General features: G+C 47.6%; 23 protein-coding genes. 2 read left to right on the top strand and 21 right to left on the bottom strand.

Annotation, left to right across the window (positions count from 1 at the left end):
- Position 1: 1 nt before the first annotated feature.
- The 6 genes from essC to M3212_RS10220 form a co-directional block, all read right to left on the bottom strand.
- A complete protein-coding gene (essC, locus tag M3212_RS10245) occupies positions 2 to 4456 on the bottom strand; it encodes a type VII secretion protein EssC (protein ID WP_251193872.1) in 4455 nt (1484 codons plus the stop codon).
- Positions 4457 to 4468: 12 nt separating this feature from the next.
- Positions 4469 to 5662, bottom strand: a complete 1194-nt coding sequence (gene essB / locus M3212_RS10240) for a type VII secretion protein EssB (protein WP_251193871.1) — start codon at positions 5660 to 5662, stop codon at positions 4469 to 4471.
- A 31-nt stretch (positions 5663 to 5693) separates the two neighbouring features.
- The gene (locus M3212_RS10235) at positions 5694 to 5933 is read right to left on the bottom strand and encodes an EsaB/YukD family protein (protein WP_251193918.1); all 240 of its coding nucleotides are present in this window, start codon (positions 5931 to 5933) and stop codon (positions 5694 to 5696) included.
- A gap of 81 nt (positions 5934 to 6014) precedes the next feature.
- Positions 6015 to 6308, bottom strand: a complete 294-nt coding sequence (locus M3212_RS10230) for a WXG100 family type VII secretion target (protein WP_251193870.1) — start codon at positions 6306 to 6308, stop codon at positions 6015 to 6017.
- Between the two features lie 278 nt (positions 6309 to 6586).
- The gene (locus tag M3212_RS10225) at positions 6587 to 8296 is read right to left on the bottom strand and encodes an ABC transporter ATP-binding protein (protein WP_251193869.1); all 1710 of its coding nucleotides are present in this window, start codon (positions 8294 to 8296) and stop codon (positions 6587 to 6589) included.
- A gap of 365 nt (positions 8297 to 8661) precedes the next feature.
- Positions 8662 to 9024, bottom strand: a complete 363-nt coding sequence (locus M3212_RS10220; RefSeq protein WP_251193868.1) for a hypothetical protein — start codon at positions 9022 to 9024, stop codon at positions 8662 to 8664.
- 330 nt (positions 9025 to 9354) lie between these two features.
- Here M3212_RS10220 and sda point away from each other — a divergent pair, with 330 nt between their 5' ends.
- A complete protein-coding gene (gene sda, locus M3212_RS10215; RefSeq protein ID WP_251193867.1) occupies positions 9355 to 9504 on the top strand; it encodes a sporulation histidine kinase inhibitor Sda in 150 nt (49 codons plus the stop codon).
- Between the two features lie 341 nt (positions 9505 to 9845).
- Here sda and M3212_RS10210 read toward each other — a convergent pair whose 3' ends face one another.
- On the bottom strand, positions 9846 to 10169 hold the full coding sequence (locus M3212_RS10210) for an NIPSNAP family protein (protein ID WP_251193866.1): 324 nt from the start codon (positions 10167 to 10169) through the stop codon (positions 9846 to 9848).
- A gap of 182 nt (positions 10170 to 10351) precedes the next feature.
- Here M3212_RS10210 and M3212_RS10205 point away from each other — a divergent pair, with 182 nt between their 5' ends.
- Positions 10352 to 10585 carry a helix-turn-helix transcriptional regulator gene (locus tag M3212_RS10205; RefSeq protein WP_251193865.1) on the top strand — a complete coding sequence of 78 codons (234 nt, stop codon included), beginning with the start codon at positions 10352 to 10354 and terminating at the stop codon, positions 10583 to 10585.
- A 214-nt stretch (positions 10586 to 10799) separates the two neighbouring features.
- Here the strand turns inward: M3212_RS10205 and M3212_RS10200 are convergent, their stop codons facing one another.
- The 14 genes from M3212_RS10200 to M3212_RS10135 all read right to left on the bottom strand — a co-directional run bounded on the left by M3212_RS10200 (position 10800) and on the right by M3212_RS10135 (position 24005).
- Positions 10800 to 11411, bottom strand: coding sequence for a peptidoglycan recognition protein family protein (locus M3212_RS10200; protein WP_251193864.1), 612 nt, complete (start codon positions 11409 to 11411; stop codon positions 10800 to 10802).
- Positions 11401 to 11676, bottom strand: coding sequence for a holin (locus M3212_RS10195; RefSeq protein ID WP_251193863.1), 276 nt, complete (start codon positions 11674 to 11676; stop codon positions 11401 to 11403). The genes M3212_RS10200 and M3212_RS10195 overlap by 11 nt, the downstream gene beginning before the upstream one ends.
- A 222-nt stretch (positions 11677 to 11898) precedes the next feature.
- Positions 11899 to 14208, bottom strand: coding sequence for a xanthine dehydrogenase family protein molybdopterin-binding subunit (locus M3212_RS10190; RefSeq protein ID WP_251193862.1), 2310 nt, complete (start codon positions 14206 to 14208; stop codon positions 11899 to 11901).
- 1 nt (position 14209) lies between these two features.
- Positions 14210 to 14680, bottom strand: coding sequence for a (2Fe-2S)-binding protein (locus M3212_RS10185; RefSeq protein ID WP_251193861.1), 471 nt, complete (start codon positions 14678 to 14680; stop codon positions 14210 to 14212).
- Positions 14681 to 14696: 16 nt separating this feature from the next.
- Positions 14697 to 15572: an FAD binding domain-containing protein gene (locus M3212_RS22290; RefSeq protein WP_251193860.1), complete on the bottom strand. Its 876-nt coding sequence runs from the start codon at positions 15570 to 15572 to the stop codon at positions 14697 to 14699.
- A 17-nt stretch (positions 15573 to 15589) separates the two neighbouring features.
- Positions 15590 to 16195, bottom strand: coding sequence for a nucleotidyltransferase family protein (locus M3212_RS10175; RefSeq protein ID WP_251193859.1), 606 nt, complete (start codon positions 16193 to 16195; stop codon positions 15590 to 15592).
- A gap of 6 nt (positions 16196 to 16201) precedes the next feature.
- Positions 16202 to 16522: an XdhC family protein gene (locus tag M3212_RS10170; RefSeq protein WP_251193858.1), complete on the bottom strand. Its 321-nt coding sequence runs from the start codon at positions 16520 to 16522 to the stop codon at positions 16202 to 16204.
- Complete coding sequence (locus M3212_RS10165; RefSeq protein ID WP_251193857.1) at positions 16515 to 17327, bottom strand: XdhC family protein; 813 nt, start codon at positions 17325 to 17327, stop codon at positions 16515 to 16517. The genes M3212_RS10170 and M3212_RS10165 overlap by 8 nt, the downstream gene beginning before the upstream one ends.
- 11 nt (positions 17328 to 17338) lie before the next feature.
- Positions 17339 to 18805: an amidohydrolase family protein gene (locus M3212_RS10160; protein ID WP_251193856.1), complete on the bottom strand. Its 1467-nt coding sequence runs from the start codon at positions 18803 to 18805 to the stop codon at positions 17339 to 17341.
- 53 nt (positions 18806 to 18858) lie between these two features.
- Positions 18859 to 20145, bottom strand: coding sequence for a TRAP transporter large permease (locus tag M3212_RS10155; protein ID WP_251193855.1), 1287 nt, complete (start codon positions 20143 to 20145; stop codon positions 18859 to 18861).
- A complete protein-coding gene (locus M3212_RS10150; protein ID WP_251193854.1) occupies positions 20135 to 20623 on the bottom strand; it encodes a TRAP transporter small permease in 489 nt (162 codons plus the stop codon). The genes M3212_RS10155 and M3212_RS10150 overlap by 11 nt, the downstream gene beginning before the upstream one ends.
- Before the next feature lie 134 nt (positions 20624 to 20757).
- Positions 20758 to 21816, bottom strand: a complete 1059-nt coding sequence (locus tag M3212_RS10145; protein ID WP_251193853.1) for a TRAP transporter substrate-binding protein — start codon at positions 21814 to 21816, stop codon at positions 20758 to 20760.
- An 82-nt stretch (positions 21817 to 21898) separates the two neighbouring features.
- Positions 21899 to 22564, bottom strand: a complete 666-nt coding sequence (locus tag M3212_RS10140; protein WP_251193852.1) for a GntR family transcriptional regulator — start codon at positions 22562 to 22564, stop codon at positions 21899 to 21901.
- Between the two features lie 262 nt (positions 22565 to 22826).
- On the bottom strand, positions 22827 to 24005 hold the full coding sequence (locus M3212_RS10135) for a M20 family metallopeptidase (protein WP_251193851.1): 1179 nt from the start codon (positions 24003 to 24005) through the stop codon (positions 22827 to 22829).
- Positions 24006 to 24011: the final 6 nt, after the last annotated feature.

Here is a 24011-nt window from a genome sequence, read left to right as displayed (position 1 = left end):
CCTAATTAACTTTAGGAATTTGCATCCTTATTTCTTTCCCGCCCCTGATGAGGTAGCCAAAGCCCGGCTGCACCTCTTCTTCATTTCTTGTAAACGGAAGCGGGAATAGGTTCTGATCCGATTTCTTAGCTAAGAGAATCGCCTGCCTGATCTGCTTGATTTCACTCGTGAAGGAATCGAATCCTTTTGAGAATTCATTCGGATTGCCTGCCACAAGAACCGTAAAGCCAAGATGAGTATAAAGCTTCAGCAGCGTCGCTAATTTATCCTGGATCGCCGCATCCGCTTTTTGCTGAAACCGCGAGAAGCTGTCAATCAGCAAATAAACCTTCGGATATGCCCGCTGCCCGCGATTGGCCTGTTCAATGCTCGCGACATACTCGGCTTCTCTTCTGCTCAACTCAGCTTCCATTTGGTTGAGCCATTCCATAATCTGCTCCTTTGACTCCATATAATGAACAGACTCATGCTGGGCATAATTTGCCAGACCGCGATCAACCCCGTCAAATAACCCGATTGACGTATGGTTTTGGCCGAAGATTCCATGCAGCAGGACGCGCAATGCATTTGTTTTTCCTTTTTTCGCCTGGCCCATAATCAGGCAATGCTGTTCGGCAATCAGATCAACCTCCATCGTCGTCACACTTTCCTCTTCCAGACCGATTGGCAGCTGCCCTTCCGTCACTCCATCGACATACCGCTCGTTAAATTCGGTGATGTTCAGCTGTGAAGGAAGCATTGGAATTGGACGAGGCAAGCTGCGTCCCTGGTTCGCTTGATTAATCAGCTTAATTTCATCTTTAACCATCTGCAGCATCTTAAGGTCGTCCTTCCCTTTAGCCGGCAAATAGATTTGCACAAGGGAGGCCTGGTCTTTAATCAGCAAGGCCCGGCCCGGAATCGGCTCAACTTCATAAGGCGTTTTTCCGACAAGGGTATATTGTTCATTGCTGTCCATAACATAATGCAGGACTTTTGTTTTCAAGGTGTTCATCAATGGCTGACGGACAGCATTGATTCGCGTCGCGCTAATCGCGACAAAAAGCCCGAGCGACTGGCCATCCCTCGCAAGCTGAATAAATTGCGACTCCGCTTCCGGAAGCTCCTCTTTGACTAAGTCAAAGTTATCAACAACTAAGAAGAGTACCGGCAGCTTTTCTTCTACCATTTGGTTATAATGCGTAATATTGCTGACCTCATGCTCCAAGAACAGCTGCTTACGCTGCTCTATTTCACGCTTGATAAAGGTAAAGAATTTGGCAATCTTCCGTTCGTCATCAAAGCGGAAATAATCGGCGGTATGTGCCAGCTGCCTAAGCGGCAATAACGTCCCGTTGCCAAAATCGAAAATATAGTAGTGCAGCTCATCGGCCCGATGGTGGGCGGCAAAGCTCAGCAAGTAGGTGAACAATGTTGTTGATTTCCCATAACCGGACGAACCGAAAACGCCAATATTTCCATCGGTGATCCATTGATATCTGTACGGTGTCTGACTCTGCTTTTCCGGTTCGTCTTTCAGCCCAATCAGAAAACCTTCCGCCGTGGAATCAACTTCCGGTCTCGGCAGCCATTCTCCTAACGGCGGAAGCCATGGGCTCGGAAGCTTGATCAGCTTCAACTTATGTTGAAGAGCCGCGATTTCAGTGACTATCGCTTCTATTTCTGATTTCTGGCCCTTCGAGTCGGGGGCAGTCTTCGTGCTAAGTCCCGAGAGCTGGACAAGTCCGAGATCGGTCACAAGCGAGACCTCTTCCTCCGCCTGAAAGGATTCTTCCAAATACGGAGCGCCGCTCCAGGCTGATTGAAACAACTCATAGACTTCATTGTTTCCGACTTGCAAATAGCCTCTTCCCGTCTGGGTGATCGTTGCCGCATCCCCATTTTTTAAAATCTCCTTACTGTCTGTTGCATCCTGAACCTTAAGGGCGATTTTAAAGCGGGAGTTACTCCAGATCTGGTTATCGATTACGCCGCCAGGCTTTTGTGTAGCAAGGATAAGATGAACACCAAGGCTGCGTCCGATCCGGGCAGCGCTGACCAATTCTTTGATAAATTCAGGCTCCTCACTTTTCAGCTCGGCGAATTCATCCGAGATTAAGAAAAGATGAGGCATCGGCTCTTTGGCGATCCCTTGCTTTACTAAATCGCTGTAGTCGTTAATATGATTAACCTCATACGTATCAAGCAGGCGCTGGCGCCGCTTCATTTCGCTATTAATCGAGGCGAGCGCACGCGTGCTGAAGTTCTTGCTTTCGCTAATGTTCGTGATCGTCCCAAGAAGATGAGGCAGTTGCTTAAACGGCTGCGCCATGCCGCCGCCCTTATAGTCAATCAGCAAAAAGGCAACCTCATGCGGATGAAAGTGAACCGCTAGACTGAGAATATAGGTTTGTAAAAGTTCACTTTTCCCGGAACCGGTCGTTCCTGCTACAAGCCCATGCGGTCCGTGCGCTTTTTCATGAAGGTTCAGCTCCACCTTATCCTGCTTGCCTTTTAAGCCAATTGGCACGGCGAGCGACTTCGACGGCTGATTGCTGTGCCACTTCCGCTCAATCTCCAGATCAGCTACTTCCTCCGCTTCATTTAATTCCAAAAAGGAAACCATCTCCGGAATCGAATTGCTCATCCCTTTTTGATGATCAAGGGAGCACAGCAGACGGGCATAGCTTTCATTACCTATCTCCACGTGCTCGTCGATATCAAAAGGTGTATGAACAGCTCTGTTATGCTGAATAAGAATCTCGCTTTTCTGGCCGTTAATGTAGCTGATAAGGGTGTGAATCGAATCGGTTAGATTCTCTTTGGCCTCTGTTGCAAAGATCGTGGAAAGTCCGATACCGCGATCCTCTCCCTCTAAATATTCCATAATGAGGTGATCGGAAATGAGCTGGCGGTTCTGGACGATAAAGACGAGATGCGGAGCAAATATTTTGCTTGCCTTCTCTTCATCGATATCACGCTCACGCAGCATTTCGTAAATCGAGGACAATAGCTGATCTCTCGTTTTTTCATTATAAATAAAGCCTTTGGCAAAGGAATGCGGCAGCTGAAAATGCGGCAGCCATTTCATCCACTCCCAGCTTTCATAGAGGGCCTGGTCAAAAATGGCAATAAAACGGACGTCACGGTAACTATGAAAGAACGCCAGCTGGCCGACAATCTGCTGTAGCTCCCGCTGGACGATCGCATTCTTTCCGACGAGGCCAATTGAGCCGGCTGACAGATCAATCGGCAAAGCAACATTTTTTACATGCTGATACGCTTTGATGATCTCCTGCGACCTTTCGAGCAGATGGTCGATTTCCCGATTCGCGAAGTCAAGACTCCCAACGGCCACCTGGTAACTCGCCGGGACCTCCGCCCGGCCCACGCGAAACTGTAGAAAGTCCTCACTGTCCAGTGACCGTTCCCAGATTCTTGCGCTGATCGTCTTCGCCATTGCTTTCATTTCTTCAAAATCGGGAAAATGATAGGCCATCACCATCTTCTGCTTTTCCGCCAGGCCCTGCAGCTCCTCCCGCTTCTGCTTCAGGTAATTTGAGTAAACCCTCTCCCGTTGCTCTTCACGCTCTTTTCTTTTTTTCTTTTCCCGAAAATACTGAATCGTTGACGTCAGAATTGTCGTCGTAAACATGACGATTGAAATGAGGATGAAGATTCCTCTTGGAATAAGGAGTACAACGACGGTCATGACAATCAGCATCATCGCCGGCGGTAAAATTAATAACCATAAGGCGCGCTGGTTATTATCAATTTCCTGGGACGGAAAGGAAAACGTCACCTTCTCTTCCGGCAGATCATAAATTAAACGCGGAGTCCGCCGGTAAAGAGGATATGTTTTTTGCATTTCGGAAACGGGTGGACGGACGACGGGAAGCTCAGTTTTAACAGCTTCCGCACATCTGATCATCAGCAGATCACCCTCAACGATTGTGATCGTCATAAACGGAAATAACAGATGATCCCCATTTGCACAAGGTGAGGCCTCCCTAACTCGATGGCCGTTCAAATAAATGACACTTTGCTCTTCAGGCTTGAGCATCCACGTTTCGCCGACTTTGACAAGTGTCAGAAAGCTGCTTTCCTCATTGGCAAAGAAATGGCCCTCCTTTTGAATGGTCGCTCCGTCGACATTGCCGATTTTCACTTCATCCAGTTGCCCTATGTAATAGGTATATTGCTTTTCCTCGGCAGTCCGATAGAGCAGCCGCAACGTCCGGCCGTCCACTTCCATCGTCACCGTCTCATCAGGAGTTAAAGAACCGGTCTGCTGATTCCCTTGATAGATCACATAGCGCTCACTCTCACGCTCAAGCGACAGTTTCCCGCCTGAAAAGGAAAGCGAGTGGATCGTGATCGTATCATGGTCGTCATTGCCGATTAGAATCTCAGATTGATCTTGTTCAAGCTGGCAGTACTGATATGTGTCGTCATAAAACAAAAATAACTGATTCATCTTCTCCCACTCCTATGAAGCGTTACCTGGCTCTTCCGCCGCTTCACTTTGCTGTTCACGCTCTTCAACATACTCCTCAAGCTCCCGTTCGATCAACTGAAGTTCTTCTTCCTTTTCCAGGCCGGATAACGAATCATCCGCCCGAATATCCTCCCTGTATTTCAACAGACCGAACATGACGAGATCACGGTCCCCGAGCGAGCGGCCGAGATCAACCGCCTCCTCATTTTCGCCCCTGCCAATATAGATCCAGTAATCAAAATAAGCAGGGTCGGATTGCAGCGTCAGCGTGTTTTGAATGTTCGTCCTCTGCTCGTCGGACAGCGCCTCATATTGGACATAGGCTGTCGCTAATTGATATTTCGTCACATAGGGCATATCAGCGGGGTCATAATAGCGTAACTGTTCAATGACATCGCTGTATCTCGCTGTGAGAAAATGCTCGCCACTTTTGATATAAGCCTGCTGCTCTGGTTGAATAAAGAAGAAAGAATAGACCGTATAACATAGCGTCGGCAGTAAAAGGATCACGAGCCCCCAAAGACTGTAGCGCTGGATCAGCCATTTTTTTCTCGGAAGATGAATGAGATTTTGCTCTTTTTGTTCCAGTTCATTAATCGATGCTTGCACGATTTCCTGAAGTTCCGCTGTATTTTTGGCTGCAAAGAGCTGCCTCGTCACATCGGACAGCTTCAGAGTCTGATGAAAATGAATATATTCATGGAATGAGTAGCGACTATCAACCGCGGCCGCTATCGTTGCCTTCAGTTCGAGCAGCAACTTCTCCTCGTTTTTCGTATAAGGAGGAAGGCTTTCCTTTACTCCATAATGCAGAAAGCTCGGTTTGAAGCTGCTGTCGATGATTACATTTTCAGGACAGATCACGACAGTAAGCCGCTCGAACCGTTGATTGTAAAGTTCTTTAATCAGCTGATCGGCAAAGAGCCAACGACTGTAAAGCGACTTCCGCTTTACATGTTGAAACGAATATGTGCCCTTTGGCGGAACAACGGTAACTTCCACCAGATCCTCCGACTCATTGATCGTACGCTGAAGCGGATCGTTGAGTCCTTGAAGCATATTAATCTCAAGCTTGTCGGTAAGCTTAACCTTAGCCTTCTGAAACTGAAAAACATAGCTGTCCTGCTTCTTTTTGATTGTCGCTTCCGTTTGACTTTCCAGGTATGAGTCCTTCTTCTCTTCCATTCTTCCAGGCGGCCCCTTTGTCTAGTTAGTACTACAAAATTTCCAGCTTATCTCCGTTCGTAATTCCACTTTCCTCAAGGGTGACATGTCCATGACACACCTTTTCTTTATTTGAAACGCGCACCCAGCCGCCTTCTCTCGGTCTGACTGCAATTCGTTCAACCTGCCATACAATTTCAATTACCTTTTTGATGGAATAATAGTTTGACAGTCTAAGGTCAAACTGCTTATTCACATAATGGCGCAAATCGATTGTCACCTGAATATATATCGTCCTCACCTCTAAACAAAGAAAGAGCGCAAAAACAAGTGGTGATTGTCAGCGCTCTTTTGTGCTCGTTATGATACTGATTTAACCGCGAATTTGGCTGGCAATTTGACGATCGGTATCTTCAAGAACTTGTGCAGAATTTGCTAGCTGCATTGATACTTCGTTCAGCAGCACTGCCATCCGGTCAAACGATGGACGCAGTTCTTGATATTGTTGAGCAAAGGCTTGACTAGACGCCCCTTCCCAAACATCCTGCAAATGACTGCTCATGCTATCCAGCCTGCTAATCAAATCGTGGACATTGCCGCTTTCGGTATCATACTGTCTTGCTACCTCTCTTAGCTCCGATGGTGTTAAACGAATAATTTCAGACATGCTCGATCAGCTCCTTGTTCATTTTTCTCGCTTTAATCGTAAGCGAGTTGTTTTTTGAAAACAACAACTTTTCATTTTTTTACCAAAAACCATTCCTATTCCCTACAACTTTGGCGTCGTTTGTTTCGCCCCCATTCTACAAATAAAGGAAAAAACAACCAGTAAAAAAGTAAGCGGATCAGGTCTTAATGCCTAAAGACCATCTGACAAAAAAAGGAATCCTCAAGGCTGCTATAGCCTCTCGGACTCCCGTTTCCACTCGCCTGACAGCCCATTTGTTACCCAAATTGAGCCTGATGGAGGCGACTGTAAATTCCATTTTTTTCAATTAACTCTTCATGTCTTCCTTGCTCGGCGATGCCCTCTTTTGTTACAACAATGATGCGATCTGCGTTCTTAATGGTTGCCAAACGGTGGGCAATGACTAATGTTGTCCGGCCTTGAGCAAGCTCGGTCAAGGACTTTTGAATCGCCACCTCCGTCTCCGTATCAAGGGCGGAAGTCGCTTCATCCAGGATCAGAATCGGCGGGTTCTTCAAAAACATACGCGCAATCGCCAACCGCTGCTTCTGCCCTCCTGAAAGCTTGACGCCCCTTTCGCCGATCACGGTATCAAGCCCTTGCGGCTGACTGCGGATAAATTCATCAAGCTGGGCCCGGCGGGCGGCCTCAAGAATTTCCTCATCGGAAGCATCGAGCTTACCGTAGGCGATATTCTCTCTAATCGACCCGGAAAAGAGAAACACATCCTGCTGGACAATGCCAATCTGACTGCGTAAGGAGGACAGCTTTATATCGCGAATATCAACGCCGTCGACTTCAATCCCGCCCTCGGACAGCTCATAGAAACGGGGCAGCAGGCTACATAATGTTGTTTTTCCCGCTCCTGAAGGTCCGACAAAGGCTACTGTTTCCCCTTTGCTGATCGTCAGGCTAATATTGTTCAAGACCGGATCCAGCCCTTCATAACCGAAGGAAACATCGCGATAGCGGATATCGCCTTCAAGCTCCATCTCAACCGCATTTGGGGCATCGGCAATATCCGGCTTCGTATCAAGGATTTCCGTGTATCGCTTAAAGCCGGCAATCCCTTTCGGATAGCTCTCAATCACCGCATTGATTTTCTGAATTGGTCCGAGAAGAATATTGGATAACAAAATAAAGGCAACAAATTCACCATTCGTTAATTCCCCGCGAATGACAAAAAATGTCCCGAATAGCAGCGTGAAAAGAGTGATAATTCTCATAAACATATAATTGGCTGTAATGTTCTGCGCCATAATTTTGTATGATTGCAATTTCGTATTGCGGTATTCCTGATTGTTCTTCGCAAATTGACGCTGCTCGTACTTTTCATTCGCAAACGCCTGAACAACGCGGATACCGCCAATGCTGTCTTCTACTCTCGCGTTAATGTCAGCGACATCGTGAAACATCTTCCGAAACGTGCGCGTCATCTTTTTATTGAAGTAAATCGCACAATAGGTCAAGAACGGAATAACAATGAATGAAATTAACGCCAGCTTCCAATTGAGCGTCAGCATAAGCACAAATGAGCCGATCAGCGTCATCACCGCGACAAAAACATCCTCAGGTCCGTGATGTGCGACCTCGCCAATCTCCTCCAGATCCTTCGTCAGCCGTGAAATGGAATGACCGGTTTTATTATTGTCGTAGTAGCCAAAAGAGAGCTTCTGCATATGCTCAAACAGCTTGCGGCGCATATCGGTTTCGATATTAATCCCGAGCATATGCCCCCAGTAGGTCACCACGTAATGGAGACCGGTGTTGATGACATAAATGAGCAGTAAACCAAGACAGGCCCATAAAATAATTGACCATTCTCCACTTGGAAGCAGCCGGTCAATAACCTGATTCACCGCCAGCGGGAAAGCCAGCTCCAGCAGCCCGACAAAGACAGCGCATGAAAAATCTAGAATGAATAAAAACTTGTAAGGCTTATAATAGGAAAAAAAACGCTTTAACAACAGAAACACTCCTTAAAAAACAGGCAAGCGGGCCAACATCTACAAAAGTAATCAGGAAGCGAGCCTATCCTTCATTTTCGATAGTGATAATGATAATCAATTATATGGTAGATTCCCTCGACTTTCAAGCGCTCTACCTCGTTAAAAAACGAAGGAGTGCACCAAAAAGGATTGTTTTTCCTTTCGGTACACTCCGAAACGGCAATTGGCGGCTGCCTGTCATTGTTAAATGAGGAAAACAGATTTTTCTTCCCTGCTCACTAATAAGACTAGCCGCCCTCTGTTTGGATTTTTGAAGTTTAAAAGCCCGTGTGAATGCTCTCTACGACCAGCACCGAGTCCGGTCGCCAGACAGAGACATAAGGTTAGAATCCGTCCTTGCTCCGTGATCTTTCATTTCTCTTCTCAGCCGTTTCCACCGGCCGCAGATTATCCAGAACTTTTCTCGTTTCCTCCGTGCCCAGCTGATAGATTCTTTCATACACCTGGCGCAGCTCCTTTTGCGTTTGATCCTTTTCTGCATCGGACGCTCTCTCATCAAATGGATGGCCAAACACTTGCTGCGGCTCAAAGTCATGGTCGCCCACTTCGTCCAGCAGCGCATAAAGCTCGTCTTTCTCTTGCTCTGTTGCCCTGATCTCGTATTGAACCACATTTTCAGGTGTTTTCGTTTTGCTGATACTGAGAATTGACATATCGACACTTACATAATAGGTTTCCCGCGTCATCTCACATCTCTCCTTTAGTCAGACAAGTTTTGATACTCTTTACCCGGCTAACAGGAGATTCACACCTCTACTCTAGTTTATGTCGGCTGATTCGGCTCCACGTCTGACAGCAGGCCAAAGGATGGACGCCTTGGCGCTTCGGAATCATTCCTTTTCATAAAGGGCGGCGGTTCTATGTATTCTTCCTTAATTTTGTAGAAGAAAACTGGAAGGGTGCAGGATTTTTAGGTATTTTGTCGATAATTTTTATGGCAAAATGACTTTATTAATGCAGAGAAAACAGTTAACATTAAGACAAAGGGAATAAATAAGTAATTAGGAGAGGGAAAAATGCTAGATCACATTGATGATACGTTGATGCTAGAATCCTACTACAAAGCAGTTGAACTTAACCTCAGCCAAGATTTTATAACAATCCTCAGAAACGAATTAGAAAGAAGAGAAATTCAAATTGCAGCACCCGAAGAGATCTGTATATAGCCGTTAAGGGGGAAAGCATGGGAAAGTTATCATCACTTCCAATTATGAGCATTATTTTTTTTATTATGGCCCTATTTTGGCTGATAGCGTCTATCGCTGTCTATGGGGATACTTTATTTTATCTGTTTACATTATTAGTCCCTGTTAATCTATATTTTGGTTTTAAGTTTTTACAACGATAAAAGGATGGCGTGAAGTGTTATCTTTTTTACCCTCTTACAATGGCCGAAGGCTCATTTGCGACACCTTTTGTGCCGACTTCTTCCCGCTGCCCCGGGCTGACGCAAAAGGTCCGAAACACTCTTTTTCGTCAGCGCCCGGCTTTCATTCAACCACTCTTTTTACTTCCCTGTAAAATACGGCACATTTTTTAAAAATATACTTTCGAGATTTTGGACAATCGGACCGTCCTTTTCAGAATCGGCCTTCACTTGCTGCCATTCCGGGTCTGCCTGGAATTTTTCAAATTGTTGATTACGCGTCTCCATATCTGGAAATTCCATCACATAGAAGATACGGTTGTTTTCCGGCTCGATTTCTTCCCAGAATTGAGTGACACGCATTCCGTGCTTTTCAAAGATTGAGAGCGTCGCTTGTGAAAAGCGATTATGGATAGCTTGCATTTTGCCAGGGTGCATCGTATAAATTCTCAATTCGTAAATCATCTTTTCCCCTCCAAATAAGAACGCTTTCATTAACACTATTCTAATTATTATAACACATTTCCTGCTAAAATTCTCTTCCGATAACATTTTTTCTCTATTTATTTATCCGATAGATTGCGAACATAAATAGAACATACTAAACTGAACGGGAGAGACATTTTTTGATGAGTGGAGGGAACTGGATGTTAAAACCAAAAATTCGCGTAAAACTGGCAGAACTAGAAAAAAGACAAAACGAAGTCACAAAGACATTAGACATTAGTGCGCAGCGTTTTAGCAACTGGGTCAATGGTGCAGCCTATCCAAAGCTGGAAGAAGCCTTCAGGCTGGCAAAGTATTTAGATTGCTCTATTGAAGATTTATGGGAGTACAAGGAGCAATGCGATCAAGGAGCGGACTATTTACAAAGCTCCTAGCGCAAAGTTGTCAAAAGGGAATTCCGCTGAACGGCTTGCAGCATCCGCATGCTTGTAAGCGCAGAAAACGGCTTTCCATCCTGTTCAACGTCTGCAGGATGGAAAACCGCCTCTCCTTGTGAGGTTTCAGCTTGCCCTTTGACGCCCCGCTTCTAACCGGTGCGTATACGATTGTTCTCCTTTTTTCTGACTCCACTCTCTCTTATCTATACTCCTAATCCAGCTTCCCGAGCCTGTCGAGAATAACGGCGAGCTGTTCACGTGTCAGCGCTTCTTTAGGGCCTTGACCTTCATTCATAATCCCCTTCGCGAGCGCCTTGTTCCATGAAGCTTCTGCCCAGGAGCTTGGCGTTTGATTACTCATCTGGACCACCCCTCTCTTAAACTGATCAAATGTCGGTAACAGAATAGCTGGACAATTCTTGCCAGTCCAATGCTGATGGGTAACGACCCGGTCAATCGGAATCGAAAGCTCCCTCATAAGCCGGGCGATCAGCCATTGAGCATGGCGCTTTGTTTGCTCAAAGTCTCCATCACTGTTGACACATAGCTCGATTCCAAGCGATTGACGATTTCCTTCCGATCCGGCATGCCACCCAAGCTCATGATTGGGCAAATGCTGGATGATATACTGGTCATCAACGGTGTAATGCCAGGAGACCTGGCGGTTCTGGGCGTCTTCTCCCTTTACATAGCGGGCATGAGTCAACGCGTCTGCTCCCCTTGAACGGTTCGCTGTTTCATGAATGGTGAGATGGGTTGGGATAATCCGGGTGCCTGGACGATTACGATTAGAAGCAGGAATGAAATCCTGCCTAATCTGCATCATCCATTCCCCTTGTCATGCCTTCACGGTTATTCCCTACTTCAAACAAACCTGTTGCTGCCAATGCCGCCAGACCACCGGCCCACAGTCTTAAGCTTAATGAAAGATCCGTGAACGGATAGGACACCACCCCAACAAGTAAGCCAACGACAAAAGCGACTGCTGGAACATAATTCTTCGGAAAAGAGACGGAACGTTTGATCAATTCAACCAGCGCTAAAATTACTGGCGAAATGACGGTTGCAAACAATAAGACTGCTTCCATTTTCATCAGCTCCTTGCTACATAACATGTAAAAAGCTGATTTTTGAAACGGCGCTTATCCTTCTTTTCGTCAGAAATAGGCTCGTCTTATCATGAGGAAGGGAACGAGGAAAATGTTTTGTCCGATCACTATGGCCAAATGGCAAAGGCTTTATTCGGCGAAAAGCCCGACTCAAAAGGGAAATCAAACCTTTTAAGTCGGGCTCCGGAGCTATCCCTCTTTTTATAGCTGTCCGAGTGCGGACAGGATTTTTTCCGGCTTCATCGGTAAGTCATAGATGCGGGCGCCAATCGCGTTGGAAATCGCATTGGCAATGGCCGGAGCTGTTGGGACGATTCCCTGCTCGCCGACGCCTTTCGCCTTAAACGGCCCCTTATTTTCCAAATCCTCAACAATGATGATCTCCATTTCCGGGATGTCTGAGCTGGATAAAATTTTATAATCCAAAAAGCTCGGATTACGGTTTCTTCCCTCTTGTTCAACGACACCCTCTGTCAGGGCGTAACCGACGCCTTGAATAATACCGCCTTCCAATTGGCCTTCAACCGCTTTTGGATTGATCGCCTTACCGACATCATGAGCGGCGACAATGTTCAGGACCTTCACCTGTCCGGTTTCGACATCGACCTCCACCTCGGCAATCTGACAGCCGTAAACGAGATTCGGAAAGTTATGTGAGCCTTCCCCGCGTTTGAATTTCGGCGCCTCCGGATCAAAGAAGCGTCCTTTTCCGGAAACCGTCCTTCCTTCCGTATAGGCGGCGTATCTTGTCACCTCGGCGAAGTCAACCGCCTTCTCCCATTGATCGGCGGGGCCAATTTTTCCATCACGGCAGATGAGATCAGCCGGAGGAAGAGCGAACATCTTACCGGCAAGCTCTAATAATTCGTTTCTTGCCTGTTCAGCCGCTTCCTGGACGGCGATGCCGTTGACAAAGGTTGTCCGGCTGCCCCATGTCCCTAAATCAAACGGAATAATATCCGTATCATGATCGATGATGTGGATGGAGCGCGATGGTACTCCGAGCACTTCGCCGGCAATTTGCGCCATCACCGTCTGCGGCCCCTGGCCGATTTCAACCGCCGGTGTAATAATCGTCACCTGGCCTTCCTCTGAAATCTTCACGAAGGCCTCCGTCGAGTTGAAGCCGTAACCGCGGCTGCCGCCTCCTGATTGCAGCATGCAGGCAAGACCGATCCCCCGCCGCTTCGTCGCATTCTCCGGCTGTTTTGCGTACAGTTCGCGCTTTTCCTGCCATTTTGCCTTTTCCATCGCCACTTCGAGCGTATCGCGCATTGACTCCGTATCAATGACCTTCCCGCTGCTCGTCACTTCATCGCGCGAATGGGCATTCAGCAGCCTAAACTGAGCCGGATCAACACCCAGACGGTCAGCGATCAAGTCCATTTGTGATTCAATCGCAAACGTGATTTGCGGATTGCCGAAGCCACGAAACCCTGTACAATATTGATTGTTCGTATAGACAATAAAGCCGTCAAACTTCGTGTTTGGCACTCGATAAAAGCAGGAATTCACATTTTCACAATAGCTCATCGTATTTGGACCCTTATCATTATAAGCGCCGTTATCGACCGTTGCCGTGCAATGACGGGCGATAATTTCTCCTTCTTTCGTAACCGCAGTTTTTAACGTAATCTGATACGGGTAGCGCGGACGTGCCGTCATAAATTCTTCCTGCCGGGAATTCGAAATCCGTACAGGCTTCTTCGTCTTTTTCGCCAAAAATGCAGCAATCGGCTCCTTCATATCCATCACAAGCCGGTTGCCAAACCCGCCGCCAACCGGCATCCGAATCACTCTTACTTGCGAGATCGGCAAGTTGAGCACCATCGCCAGTTCCTTCCGTAAAGTATGGGGAGTCTGTGTTTGTGAGCGAACGGTTAACCGCCCGGACTGGTCGAATTCAGCGATACACGCTCTTGTTTCCAAGCAGCAATGCGCCTGTTTAGACGTCTCGAAATGATCCTCATAAATATAATCAGCCTTGGCAAATGCCGCCTCCACATCGCCGTATTCCGTATGCATCTCATGAGCGATATTACTGTCGGTCTCCTGATGAACACGGGCACTGTCTTCCTGCCGCGCTTCCTCATATTGAAAAACAGCCGGCAGTATTTCATAGTCAACTTCGATCAATTCAAGCGCCCGCTCGGCAATTTCTGGTGTCTCGGCTGCAACAGCCGCGACTTCATCGCCGATAAAGCGGACGTACTCCTCACAAAGCACGAGGTTGTCAGCCTGCTCAGGCCTGAAGCTGAACTTGACCTTTTCCGTATCGGCAGCCGTTATGACAGCACGGACGCCCTTTAATGCTTCCGCCTTGGCCGTATCTATTTTGCGAATGCGGGCGTGACTGTGCGGACTTCGTAAAATTGCCCCATAAAGCATCCCTGGCAGCACCGTATCATCAATATAGCGCAAGTCACCGGTCACTTTTTGATAACCGTCAATCTTCGGCTCGGACTTTCCAACAAGCCAATGCTTCTCCGCTTGTAATGGCTCGGTTTTCATACTAATCCCTCTTTTCCTGTAGCACGGCCGCAGCTTCCTTGACGGCGTCGGTTATTTTCACATAACCCGTACACCGACATAAGTTCCCTGCAGTTTCATGCTTGATTTCTTCTTCAGCAGGATTTGGATTCCGGTCAAGTAATGCCTTTGTCGCCATGACAAACCCTGGTGTGCAATAGCCGCATTGCGTGCCCCAATGCTTGACGAATGCTTCCTGAATCGGATGAAGGACCCCATCATCTGCCAACCCTTCCACCGTTGTAATCTCACTGTTTTCACATTCGACCGCAAGAACGAGACAGGACTTGACGACTTCACCATCAACGAGCATCGAGCAGCTTCCGCAATCACCGGTTCCGCAGCTTTCCTTACCGCCGGTCAGCTGCAAATCCCGTCTGATATATTCAAGCAAGGTCCGGTTCGCTGGAGCAGTCAATTCATACGTCTCTCCATTGACTTTCATTTCCTTCATTATGATCACTCTCTCATTATTGGTTTTCTTCTGATCGACGCACGATATCGTGTAACGCCCGGCCGACTAAAACGCTGACCATTTTCTTCCGGTAGGCGGCACTCGCCCGCACATCTGTAATCGGGCTCGCCTCATCACCGGCCATTGCTGCCGCTTCTTCTATCACGGTCCTGTCTAAACGCTTGCCGAGAAGATGAGCCGCCGCCAAAGGAGCCTGAAGCGTTGTCGGGCCGACCGCCCCCATCGCCACCCGCGCTCCAGTACATTGACCTGATTCATCCACTTCCACACTAACCGCGACGTTGATAATCGCAATATCGTCATACGTTCTCCCCAGCTTTTGAAAACTCGAAAAAAACCGGTCTCCCGGGAGCGGCAGCCTGATCGCCCGGACAAATTCATTCGGCTGAAGAATCGTCTTACCGGGACCGAGCCAAAATTCAGAAATCGGCACGACCTTTGAACCCGCGGAGGACTGAACATGGACCTCAGAGTGGTAGATAAGCAACGCCGTATTCGCATCCGCTGCCGGAGAAGCGTTGCACACATTTCCGACCAAAGTTCCGCGATTGCGAATTTGTCGGTCAGCCAGCTCATAAATTGCCTGCCACAAAGCCGGATACAAGCCTTTCACCCCATCATGGTCGAGCAGCTCACTTAACGTCGTGCTGCAGCCGATCTCCAAATAAGAAGCGGTTATTTCGATTTTTTTGAATTCTGCTATGCTCTTAATATCAATAATGTGCTGCTGGGGCCAGCGTTTGAACTTCATTTGCAAAATTAGATCCGTCCCTCCCGCCAACAGCTTGCCATTCTCTCCATATTGGTCGAGACAGGCCAAAAGTGCGTCGACGCTTGACGGGTTATGGTATTCAATCTCATTGATAAACACGTGTGATCTCCTCCTGATTAGTAGCCATCCAGTTGTCGGGCGATGGCTTGTTCATACTGCGACTGTTCGTTTAAGTTAAGCAAAATTTGAGGCTGCCCGACCACGATAAGCTGACAGCCCGGATGATGGCGGATCACGGCACGAAGCCCCTCCGTTTCCTCAGTGACCGCTTCAACCTTCTCGTATAGGGAGGCGGCAAAAAGAGGGGGGTGGCCTTTTCTCCCTTGATAGACCGGGATCGCAAGCTCAGCTTGCGTGGATAACAGCGTATTGACGGTGACTGCCCGTACAGGCTGATCGACACCGATGATCAGGACATAGTCACTCTCATTTGCCAAATGCTTCATACCAAGCCGGATCGAGCTTGTTTTTCCTGTTTCATAATGTGGGTTGATCCTGATTTTAATTGTCAGCTTCGTTGCGACGTCTCTTGTCGCTTCCAGTATCAGCGGCTTTAGTAAATCGGCCTGAAAACCAAGTACCACCACGACTTCATCAATCATTGACCGGGCGAGCTCGTCCAGCTGCTTCTCCAGTAACGTGCGGCCGCCCCATGGAAGCAGCGCCTTCAGGCTTCCCATCCGCGACGATTGCCCGGCAGCTAATAAAATAGCTGAATTCATTTTGCCTTACCGTCCGATCGCTTCAATAAAAATTTCCTGAATGCCGCCGCAAATCCCACCATCCTCATAGAAGAGACCTTTCGTTAAATCGACTTTGTACCTCACCGGACTTCCGTTTTCAATCACTTCCAGCCCCTTCTCAATCACTTCGCCTTCCCCGCAGCCGCCGCCAATCGTACCGGAAATGCTGCCATTGCGAAAGATCAGCATTTTAGCTCCGACCTTTCTTGGGGTTGAGCCCTTCGTGCGGATGACGGTCGCCAACGCCGCTCGTTCATTCGTAGCCTGTAATGTCATAATCTGCTGGATAAACGCTAGCTCATTCATGTTGTTCCTCTTCCTCTCTGGCAATAAAGTAAGGAATTTTCTCACGTAGTGAAATACCTGATTTCTCATTTTTGACCTTCAACACTTCCCCAATAATGCTAACTGCGATTTCCTCCGGAGTCTGGGCGCCAATATCAAGCCCAATCGGCGCATAAACTCGATCAAAATCAGCATTCGGGTATTCCTGCTTCAACTGCGAAAAAACGCCTGATATCCTTCTTTTGCTGCCGATCATTCCGATATAGGCCACTTCCTTGTCAAACAGACTCGGCAGGATCATTACATCATGCTTATGTCCGCGCGTCACAAGCAGCACATACGTCGATTTGTCCGTTTTTGCCTCGGCAAAAAAGTCGAGAAAAGGCTGACAGATCACTTCATCAGCCGCCGGAAAATTCTCTTTCATCGCATACTCCGCCCGGTCATCAATCACGGTGACATCGAAGCCGACAAGCTTGGCAATCTCGACAATCGGCACCGCCACATGACCGGCACCGGCGATAATCAGACGAAGCGGGGGGAGAAAAACGTCAACATAGCATTCCATTCTCATCTCCCGCGTTTCAATCACATATGTTTTTGATTTTCGCTTTGCAAAGGCTTCATTGACACATTGTAAGACGGCTGTTTTCACTTCCGCTAAAAGAGGAAATTCACTTTCTGTTTGACCGTTCATCCAAACGAGCAGCTTCCTTCCGATCAGCTCACGATGCCTCTCTTCTGCTGATGCAATCTCGATAATGGTAACAAGAGACACGCCTTCCTTCCGTTCTATTGCTTCTGCCAGCTTACGATAAATGTCCATACCATCACCTTTTATGCTTGCTTTGTTGGGATTTCAGCAACCTTCATCAGCATATGATAGATGTCAGGTGCCTTGTTTTTAATCTTTTCAAATTCAGTTTGATTTCGCTGTAGCAGGTCGGCCCCATTTTCGATCGCTTTGTTGAAGATCGCTTTTTCATCAACGCCGACCGCTTTCCGTTCGCTGACCACCTTTTTGCCGTTTACGTAAACGGCGTCGATCGCCATATCAGCCCGTCCGTATACGAGCTGCCAAATTAAATCATTTAATGGAGCGAAGTTGCTCACCTCTTTATTTAATAGAACGAAGTCAGCTTTCTTACCCGCTTCGAGTGAACCGATTTCGTCAGACATTCCGACCGCTCTTGCACTGCCGATCGTTGCCATCTCAAGCACATCAACCGCCTTCACCCAACGCTGGTAGTCAGGTGTGAACGTATTGGAGAGAATCGCCGCCAGTTTCATTGATTCAAACATCGATTGATAGCCGCAGCAGTTCGCTCCATCGGTGCCGATGCCGATATGGACGCCGGCCTCCTTGAGTGGAATAAGAGGCAGCACTCCACTTCCGAGCAATAAATTACTCGTCGGATTGTGGACGATCGTCGATCCTCGCTTGGCGATCAGCTCAATATCGGTGTCACTGACCCAGACGCCGTGGGCAAAAGAGACCGATTCATTCAAAATGCCGAGCTTTTCAAGATGCTCCACCATTGAATGGCCGTAGCGCTCATAGCCTGTCACTTCCTGGGCCTTCGTTTCAAGCAGATGCGTATGCCACGGCAGCTCATATTTTTGCGCTAATTCCATCGAGGCGACGAGCAGTTCATCACTGCAGCGCTGCGGCCCCGAAGGTCCAACGGCAACCGTAATGCCCTTGTCCGGCTCGGATACGTTTTGAATGACACTTTCGACCATCGCGATATTATCCTGCCAGCCTGAACCGACTGCCTTCGGTCCATGAGGCTCCTTCCCAAGCTCGATCTGAAGGGCTTCCGGCAAGCTGTCGGCATACGCCCTGTCGCCAAACATCGGCGTCAGAACAGCGCGGATTCCCGCCTTTTTATATTCAGCAGCAACTGTTTTCATCCCGTCTGCATCCTGCGCCAGATGATCAAGGAAAGTTGTCGTCCCGCTTTTAAGCATCTCAATACTGCCAAGGGCGGCGTTGATCGCATAATCCTCTTTCGTCATATTTTTCCCTTCGGCCATAATATAGAGCATCCACAGCTCGAGCGGTATGTTTTCCGTCGTTCCTTTCACCAGGTTGGCGTAGGAATGGGTGTGAGCGTTGATTAAGCCTGGAATGATAATGTTGTTTTTCCCATTGACGATTTCGATTCCGTCCTTGTCGCCCTGGTAAACGCCTGCGCCGATTTCGTTAATTCTGTCTTGTTCCACAAGCAGATAACCCTGCTTGATAACTTCGCGTGAGTCATTCATCGTGACAATCATCGCATGTTCAATTAATGTTTTCATTTCATACTCTCCCCTAGTTGTCCAGTCTTTTTCGTTTCTCTTCAAAGGTTGGCTTACATGTTCACGAACAGCTCAGGCAGCCACAGGAATAACCCTGGGAAATAAGTGACAAGCAGCAGCACAACGCACATGACGCCGATCATCGGTAAAATCGGCCGAATCGTTCTCGTAATCGAGACATTGCCAATCGAGCAGGCTGTAAACAAGGTGAATCCTAATGGCGGTGTCGCCATTCCCAATGAAAGATTGGTCGCAACGATCAAGCCAAGATGAAGACCTGAAATATCAAGAGCTGAAGCGACGGTTAACAGCGTCGGCACGGTAATAATTAACGCCGATGTTGTATCCATAAAACAGCCAATCAGCAATAAAAATAAATTGATAATCAACAGGAGTAAAAATTTGTTTTCTGTTATTGAGTATAAAAATTGCAAAATTTGCTGCGGCGCCTGCTCCGCTCCGAGCACCCAGGCGAAGGCCGCGGCATTGGCCGTCAGAATCATAATGACAGCCGAGGTCGAGACAGTCTGCTTGAAAATCTCAGGCAAATGGCGCAATGAAATCGTACGGTAAATGAGCAGTGACACGACCAACGCATACACAACACTAACAACTGCCGCCTCAGTCGGAGTGAAAATTCCGCCAAGAATTCCGCCAATGATGATCACCGGCATGAGCAAAGCCCAAATCGCATTCTTAAACGCCTTGAAGAGCTCACCCGATGTCACCTTGCGCTTATCCGGTTCAATTCCAACCTTTTTTGCCCGAAAGTAAGCGATCGTCATTAGCGCGACCCCGATTAGCACCCCAGGCAATATCCCGGCGATAAACAGCGCCGAAATCGACGTACTGGCCATCGCCCCGAAGATGACGAGGGTGATGCTCGGAGGAATCATCGGTCCCATCGTTCCCGCCGCCGCAATATAGGCGACTGACCACTCCTTGCCGTAGCCATTCTTTTCCAATGTCGGCAACATCGCTCCGCCGATCGCCGCCGTCGTTGCCGGACCTGAGCCTGACAGTGAGGCGAAGAACATCGAGGCAAGGGCGGTTGACATCGCGAAGCCGCCAAGCAGACGGTCAAGCAAAAGCGAGCTTAATTTAATTAAGCGGTCGGAAATCCCGCCCTTTTGCATGATCACCCCCGACAGAATAAAAAAAGGAATCGCCAGAAAGACGAATTTATCAATTCCAGTAAACATTTGCTGAGCGACTAAAATAAGCGGATACTTCGGATTTAACGCCAGATACAATGTCACGGATGCCGTCAAGGCAAAAGCAACCGGCATATTAATGATGAGGCAAATGCCGAGAAAGATAAGCAGCCATTCAATTCCCATCAGGGCTCATCCCTTTCCGCGGAGCTTTATAGAAAAGGTTCCATAAAACTTCTATAATACTCAGCACCATCCCGACCGGAATCGCTAAATACGGATAAATCATCGGTACTCGCAAAACGGGTGACAGCTGGCTTTTGACAACCTGACTGGCAGTAAATCCCTGGTATCCAATGACAGCAAGTGTCACGATTAAGAAAATACTCGCTATTAGTAAAAGAAGCTGACTGCCTTTTTTCGGCAATAAACCGACAAAATAGTCAACTCCTAAATGAGCCCCTACACGAAAGGCAATCGCCACGCCGAGAAAGGTAACCCAAACAAACAAATATCTTGATAGCTCCTCTGTCCAAGCAGGAGGATTGGAAAAAATGAATCTTGTAATGACTTGGTGAAATGAAACGTAGGTAAGAACAATAAGCAATAGGATAGCAATGCTATCTATGACTCGATCATAGACGCTTTTTATACGGACGATCATATGCCACCTCTTTTTCGGAGGATCACGGAAAGGCAGGTCCAAGGGCCTCTAACAAGAAGAAACAGGCAGCAGCGGTTCGTTCTTTCTCCCGCTGCTTCGAACTATCTCCTAACCCGTTCCTTTTCCAGGATCTCCTATTCTAATGTGTTTCCTGTCGCTTCTAAAATATCAGCCAGCATTGCATCCCCGTTTGGAACAGCTTCAGCAATCTTGACCCACGAAGCCTTTGCTCCTTCGATAAATGGAGTCAAATCATCAACCTGTACAATTTCAACGCCGCTTTCTTCCAGCGATTGATAAATGTCGGCTTTAACCTCAGCAATTACGCCATTATGGTACTCCGCTGCTTCCAAGGCCGCTTCTGCCACAATCTCCTGCAGATCAGCAGGCAGCTGATTATAAAAATCCTCGCTGATTAAATACATCATCGTTAAATAGACATGCTGAGTTTCAGAATATACCTTTGATACTTCAAAATGCTGACTGCTGTAAAATGCTTCTGGTACATTTTCAGCGGCATCGACTACACCCTGTTGCAGCCCTGTATAAAGTTCAGAATAAGCCATCGGTGTCGGAGCGGCTCCCAGTTCTTGGAATAACTCGAGATGAGCAGGTGTTTCAAGTGTACGAATTTTTAACCCTTGCAAATCCTCGACCGTTTGAATTGGCTTGCTGGCATAAATATTTCGAAAACCGGCATCGATTGTCGCCAAACGGCGAATGCCGACATCAATCATTTTTTCATTCAGCTGGTCCCCGATTGGTCCATTCAGTACTTCCTGGGCAATCTCACTGCTGTCAAATAAGTATCCTAAATCAAGTAAAGCGAATTCTGGGACGAAGCCGGCCATTGGACCCGAAGAAATAATCCCCATTTCAACCGTCCCCATTTGCATGCCCTCAAGCATATCGCGTTCATTTCCTAACGTTGAATTGGCATGAATATCGACATTGATTCTGCCGTCAGAGCGTTCTTCGACAAGCTCCTTAAAATGATTCGCCCCGTCCTGATAATGATAATTTTCATCCAGCACATGACCAATTTTAATCGTGAACGTTTCCCCTGAATCTGCCTCTGAGCCTGTCTCTCCTGCAGAACCGCCACTTTCAGCACCCGTATCCGTAGAACCGGACCCACAGGCAGCCAAAGTGAATAGCAACATCATCATTAAAAGCACAGCTAATTTTTTCATGTAAAATCCCCTCCATCACAGTGTTTGTTTTCTTGTTTAAGAGGTTCTTTCTACATTCTCCCGCATCGCGTTTCTCTTTCTATTATTGATAATTGCGATAATTAAAAATTCTCTGCTTCGATAATTCAATCTGTTCCTGAATGCTTTTAACAGCGAGCTCCTTGTTGCGTTCTTCCAGCGCCTGAATCAGCACTCTGTGTTCCTGATGATGGAGTTCAATCTCGTCCTCTGTAAAATTATGAAACAAGGCTCTTTGCATCAATTCCAGCACTTGTCTGACAGAATTCGTCAATAGACTGTTCCCGCTTGTTTGAGCAACCTTCGTATGAAATTCGAGGTTTACTTTACGGAAATTCAAGCGAAAGTCATCCGGAAAATAGAGTTTGTCCCCCTTTGTCAGCTCACGCAGCTCCTCAATTTGAGCCGCCGAAACATTTTGAACGGCCATCTCAACAGCAGCCGTTTCCAGAATCACTCTCATTTGAAACTGCTCGACCAGATCTTGGATCGTCGGATTCGAAACAAGATATCCTTTATACGGAATAACTTCCACAAGATTCTCATTCCGCAGCCTGTTCAGTGCTTCCCGCGCTGGTGTTTTACTGACGCCAAAGTACTCTGCGAGCTTATTTTCATTCAAGAGTGTCCCAGGTAAATAGCCCGCATACCCATATAAAATGGCATTCCGTATTTCATTGTAAATATGCTCTGAGCGGGGCTTCCTGCCAATCTCACTTTCCATTTTCATACGATTCCTCCCTCCCTTTTCTTTTTAGCCGCCTCCTCTACAGCCACTTGAAACATTGCGATCCTTCAGCTGAAACCAGCAATATATCAGTGATATAATAATAATATACTAGTGTTTTGCAATTTAAGTTGCTCCGTGTCACATTATCTGCCACGGTTTTTAATGATGACATGTTATTCGCGCTTGGCGTTACCTTAAATCAGCAGTTTCGTCCCCTCCCCTATCACTCAAATCGGTAGCTTTTCAACGCCATCGCCTTCTTCTACACCGATGACTTTTTTCGTAAATGATTGTAGGCGAGCTGCGCATAAATACCAGCACTGTTCCACAGCTCTTCCACCCCTAATATTTCGTTGTCGGTATGCCAATACTCCATCTTCCCCGGGCCGAACATGACGCTCGGAATGTCCCATTTATTTAAATAACCGGCATCAATCGCACTGTTCGAGTAAAAAGCTGTCGCTTCCTCATTGGTCACAGCTTTAATTGCTGCGCTTAACTGCTTGTAAACAATCGAATCGTCATTGACCTCAGACGGGAATGTGACAGGCCCTTGGACGACATCAACTTTGTAAGGTTCATGCCCGGCAATTGTCTGTTCTACTTCTCCCACAATTGCCGCAACATCATCTCCCGGCAGTAAACGGCGGTCGAACACGAGCCGACATTCATTTTGAATCGTATGAGTCGCGTCAGGAAAACTTTTGATCGATGTCGATGTTAACGTCGCTTTGCCAAGCTTCGGGTGCTCCCCTTTAATCGGCATCTCCCTTAGCTTGCCGACGACCTCCATCGCACCTTCAATCGCGTTCACCCCAAGCGATGGCGTGCTGCTGTGGCATGACTTCCCGTACACATTCACCAGAATATCGACCCGCCCTTTATTCCCCTGGCAAATCTCGCTGTTCGTTCCAATTCCGACGACGCCAAGATCCGCCTTTAAATCGATTTCCTTCCGAATGCTGTCAATCGCGTCATGACGACCCGTTTCTCCGGCCAGACTGACCGCGAAAATCAGCTCGCCGTCCAGCTCCTCAAGATTTTTGTTTACGTACTCGGCTGCTGCAATCATTGCCGCCAATGCGCCCTTTTGCTCGGAAACGCCTCTGCCGCGCAAATATTCCTGACCACCCTCGATCACAACTTGTCCGGCAAACGGCTCGTTCATCGAGGAAGCCGGATGCGTCATCGCATAGCCTAAAAACAGGACCTTCTTGGCTGAATCCGGCCTGCCAATCCGGCAGATCAAATTTCCCATTTGATCCAGCTTGACGTTTGTCAGGCCCCTCTCTTTTAGTTCAGGTAGTAAACAGTCGCGGATAAACCCCTTTATTTCAGGATCATATTCCATTTTCTCCGTCTGCTGACTCGGTCGTTTTACGAGCTTGCGCGCCAGTTCCTTCAATGCTTCCACGTCGATTTGTTGCTTGATGTTCGTCATCTTTCT

The sequence above is a fragment of the Halalkalibacter oceani genome (assembly GCF_023715705.1).
Classification (GTDB): Bacteria; Bacillota; Bacilli; order Bacillales; family Bacillaceae_D; genus Halalkalibacter; species Halalkalibacter oceani_A.
This window is presented reverse-complemented; position numbering and strand designations above follow the sequence as displayed.

Coding starts and splice junctions, on each gene's coding strand:
- essC (WP_251193872.1), bottom strand. CDS start 4,456: ATGAATCAGTTATTTTTGTTTTATGACGACACATATCAGTACTGCCAG.
- essB (WP_251193871.1), bottom strand. CDS start 5,662: ATGGAAGAGAAGAAGGACTCATACCTGGAAAGTCAAACGGAAGCGACA.
- M3212_RS10230 (WP_251193870.1), bottom strand. CDS start 6,308: ATGTCTGAAATTATTCGTTTAACACCATCGGAGCTAAGAGAGGTAGCA.
- M3212_RS10220 (WP_251193868.1), bottom strand. CDS start 9,024: ATGACGCGGGAAACCTATTATGTAAGTGTCGATATGTCAATTCTCAGT.
- sda (WP_251193867.1), top strand. CDS start 9,355: ATGCTAGATCACATTGATGATACGTTGATGCTAGAATCCTACTACAAA.
- M3212_RS10210 (WP_251193866.1), bottom strand. CDS start 10,169: ATGATTTACGAATTGAGAATTTATACGATGCACCCTGGCAAAATGCAA.
- M3212_RS10205 (WP_251193865.1), top strand. CDS start 10,352: ATGTTAAAACCAAAAATTCGCGTAAAACTGGCAGAACTAGAAAAAAGA.
- M3212_RS10200 (WP_251193864.1), bottom strand. CDS start 11,411: ATGCAGATTAGGCAGGATTTCATTCCTGCTTCTAATCGTAATCGTCCA.
- M3212_RS10195 (WP_251193863.1), bottom strand. CDS start 11,676: ATGGAAGCAGTCTTATTGTTTGCAACCGTCATTTCGCCAGTAATTTTA.
- M3212_RS10190 (WP_251193862.1), bottom strand. CDS start 14,208: ATGAAAACCGAGCCATTACAAGCGGAGAAGCATTGGCTTGTTGGAAAG.
- M3212_RS10185 (WP_251193861.1), bottom strand. CDS start 14,680: ATGAAGGAAATGAAAGTCAATGGAGAGACGTATGAATTGACTGCTCCA.
- M3212_RS10175 (WP_251193859.1), bottom strand. CDS start 16,195: ATGAATTCAGCTATTTTATTAGCTGCCGGGCAATCGTCGCGGATGGGA.
- M3212_RS10170 (WP_251193858.1), bottom strand. CDS start 16,522: ATGAATGAGCTAGCGTTTATCCAGCAGATTATGACATTACAGGCTACG.
- M3212_RS10165 (WP_251193857.1), bottom strand. CDS start 17,327: ATGGACATTTATCGTAAGCTGGCAGAAGCAATAGAACGGAAGGAAGGC.
- M3212_RS10160 (WP_251193856.1), bottom strand. CDS start 18,805: ATGAAAACATTAATTGAACATGCGATGATTGTCACGATGAATGACTCA.
- M3212_RS10155 (WP_251193855.1), bottom strand. CDS start 20,145: ATGGGAATTGAATGGCTGCTTATCTTTCTCGGCATTTGCCTCATCATT.
- M3212_RS10150 (WP_251193854.1), bottom strand. CDS start 20,623: ATGATCGTCCGTATAAAAAGCGTCTATGATCGAGTCATAGATAGCATT.
- M3212_RS10145 (WP_251193853.1), bottom strand. CDS start 21,816: ATGAAAAAATTAGCTGTGCTTTTAATGATGATGTTGCTATTCACTTTG.
- M3212_RS10140 (WP_251193852.1), bottom strand. CDS start 22,564: ATGAAAATGGAAAGTGAGATTGGCAGGAAGCCCCGCTCAGAGCATATT.
- M3212_RS10135 (WP_251193851.1), bottom strand. CDS start 24,005: ATGACGAACATCAAGCAACAAATCGACGTGGAAGCATTGAAGGAACTG.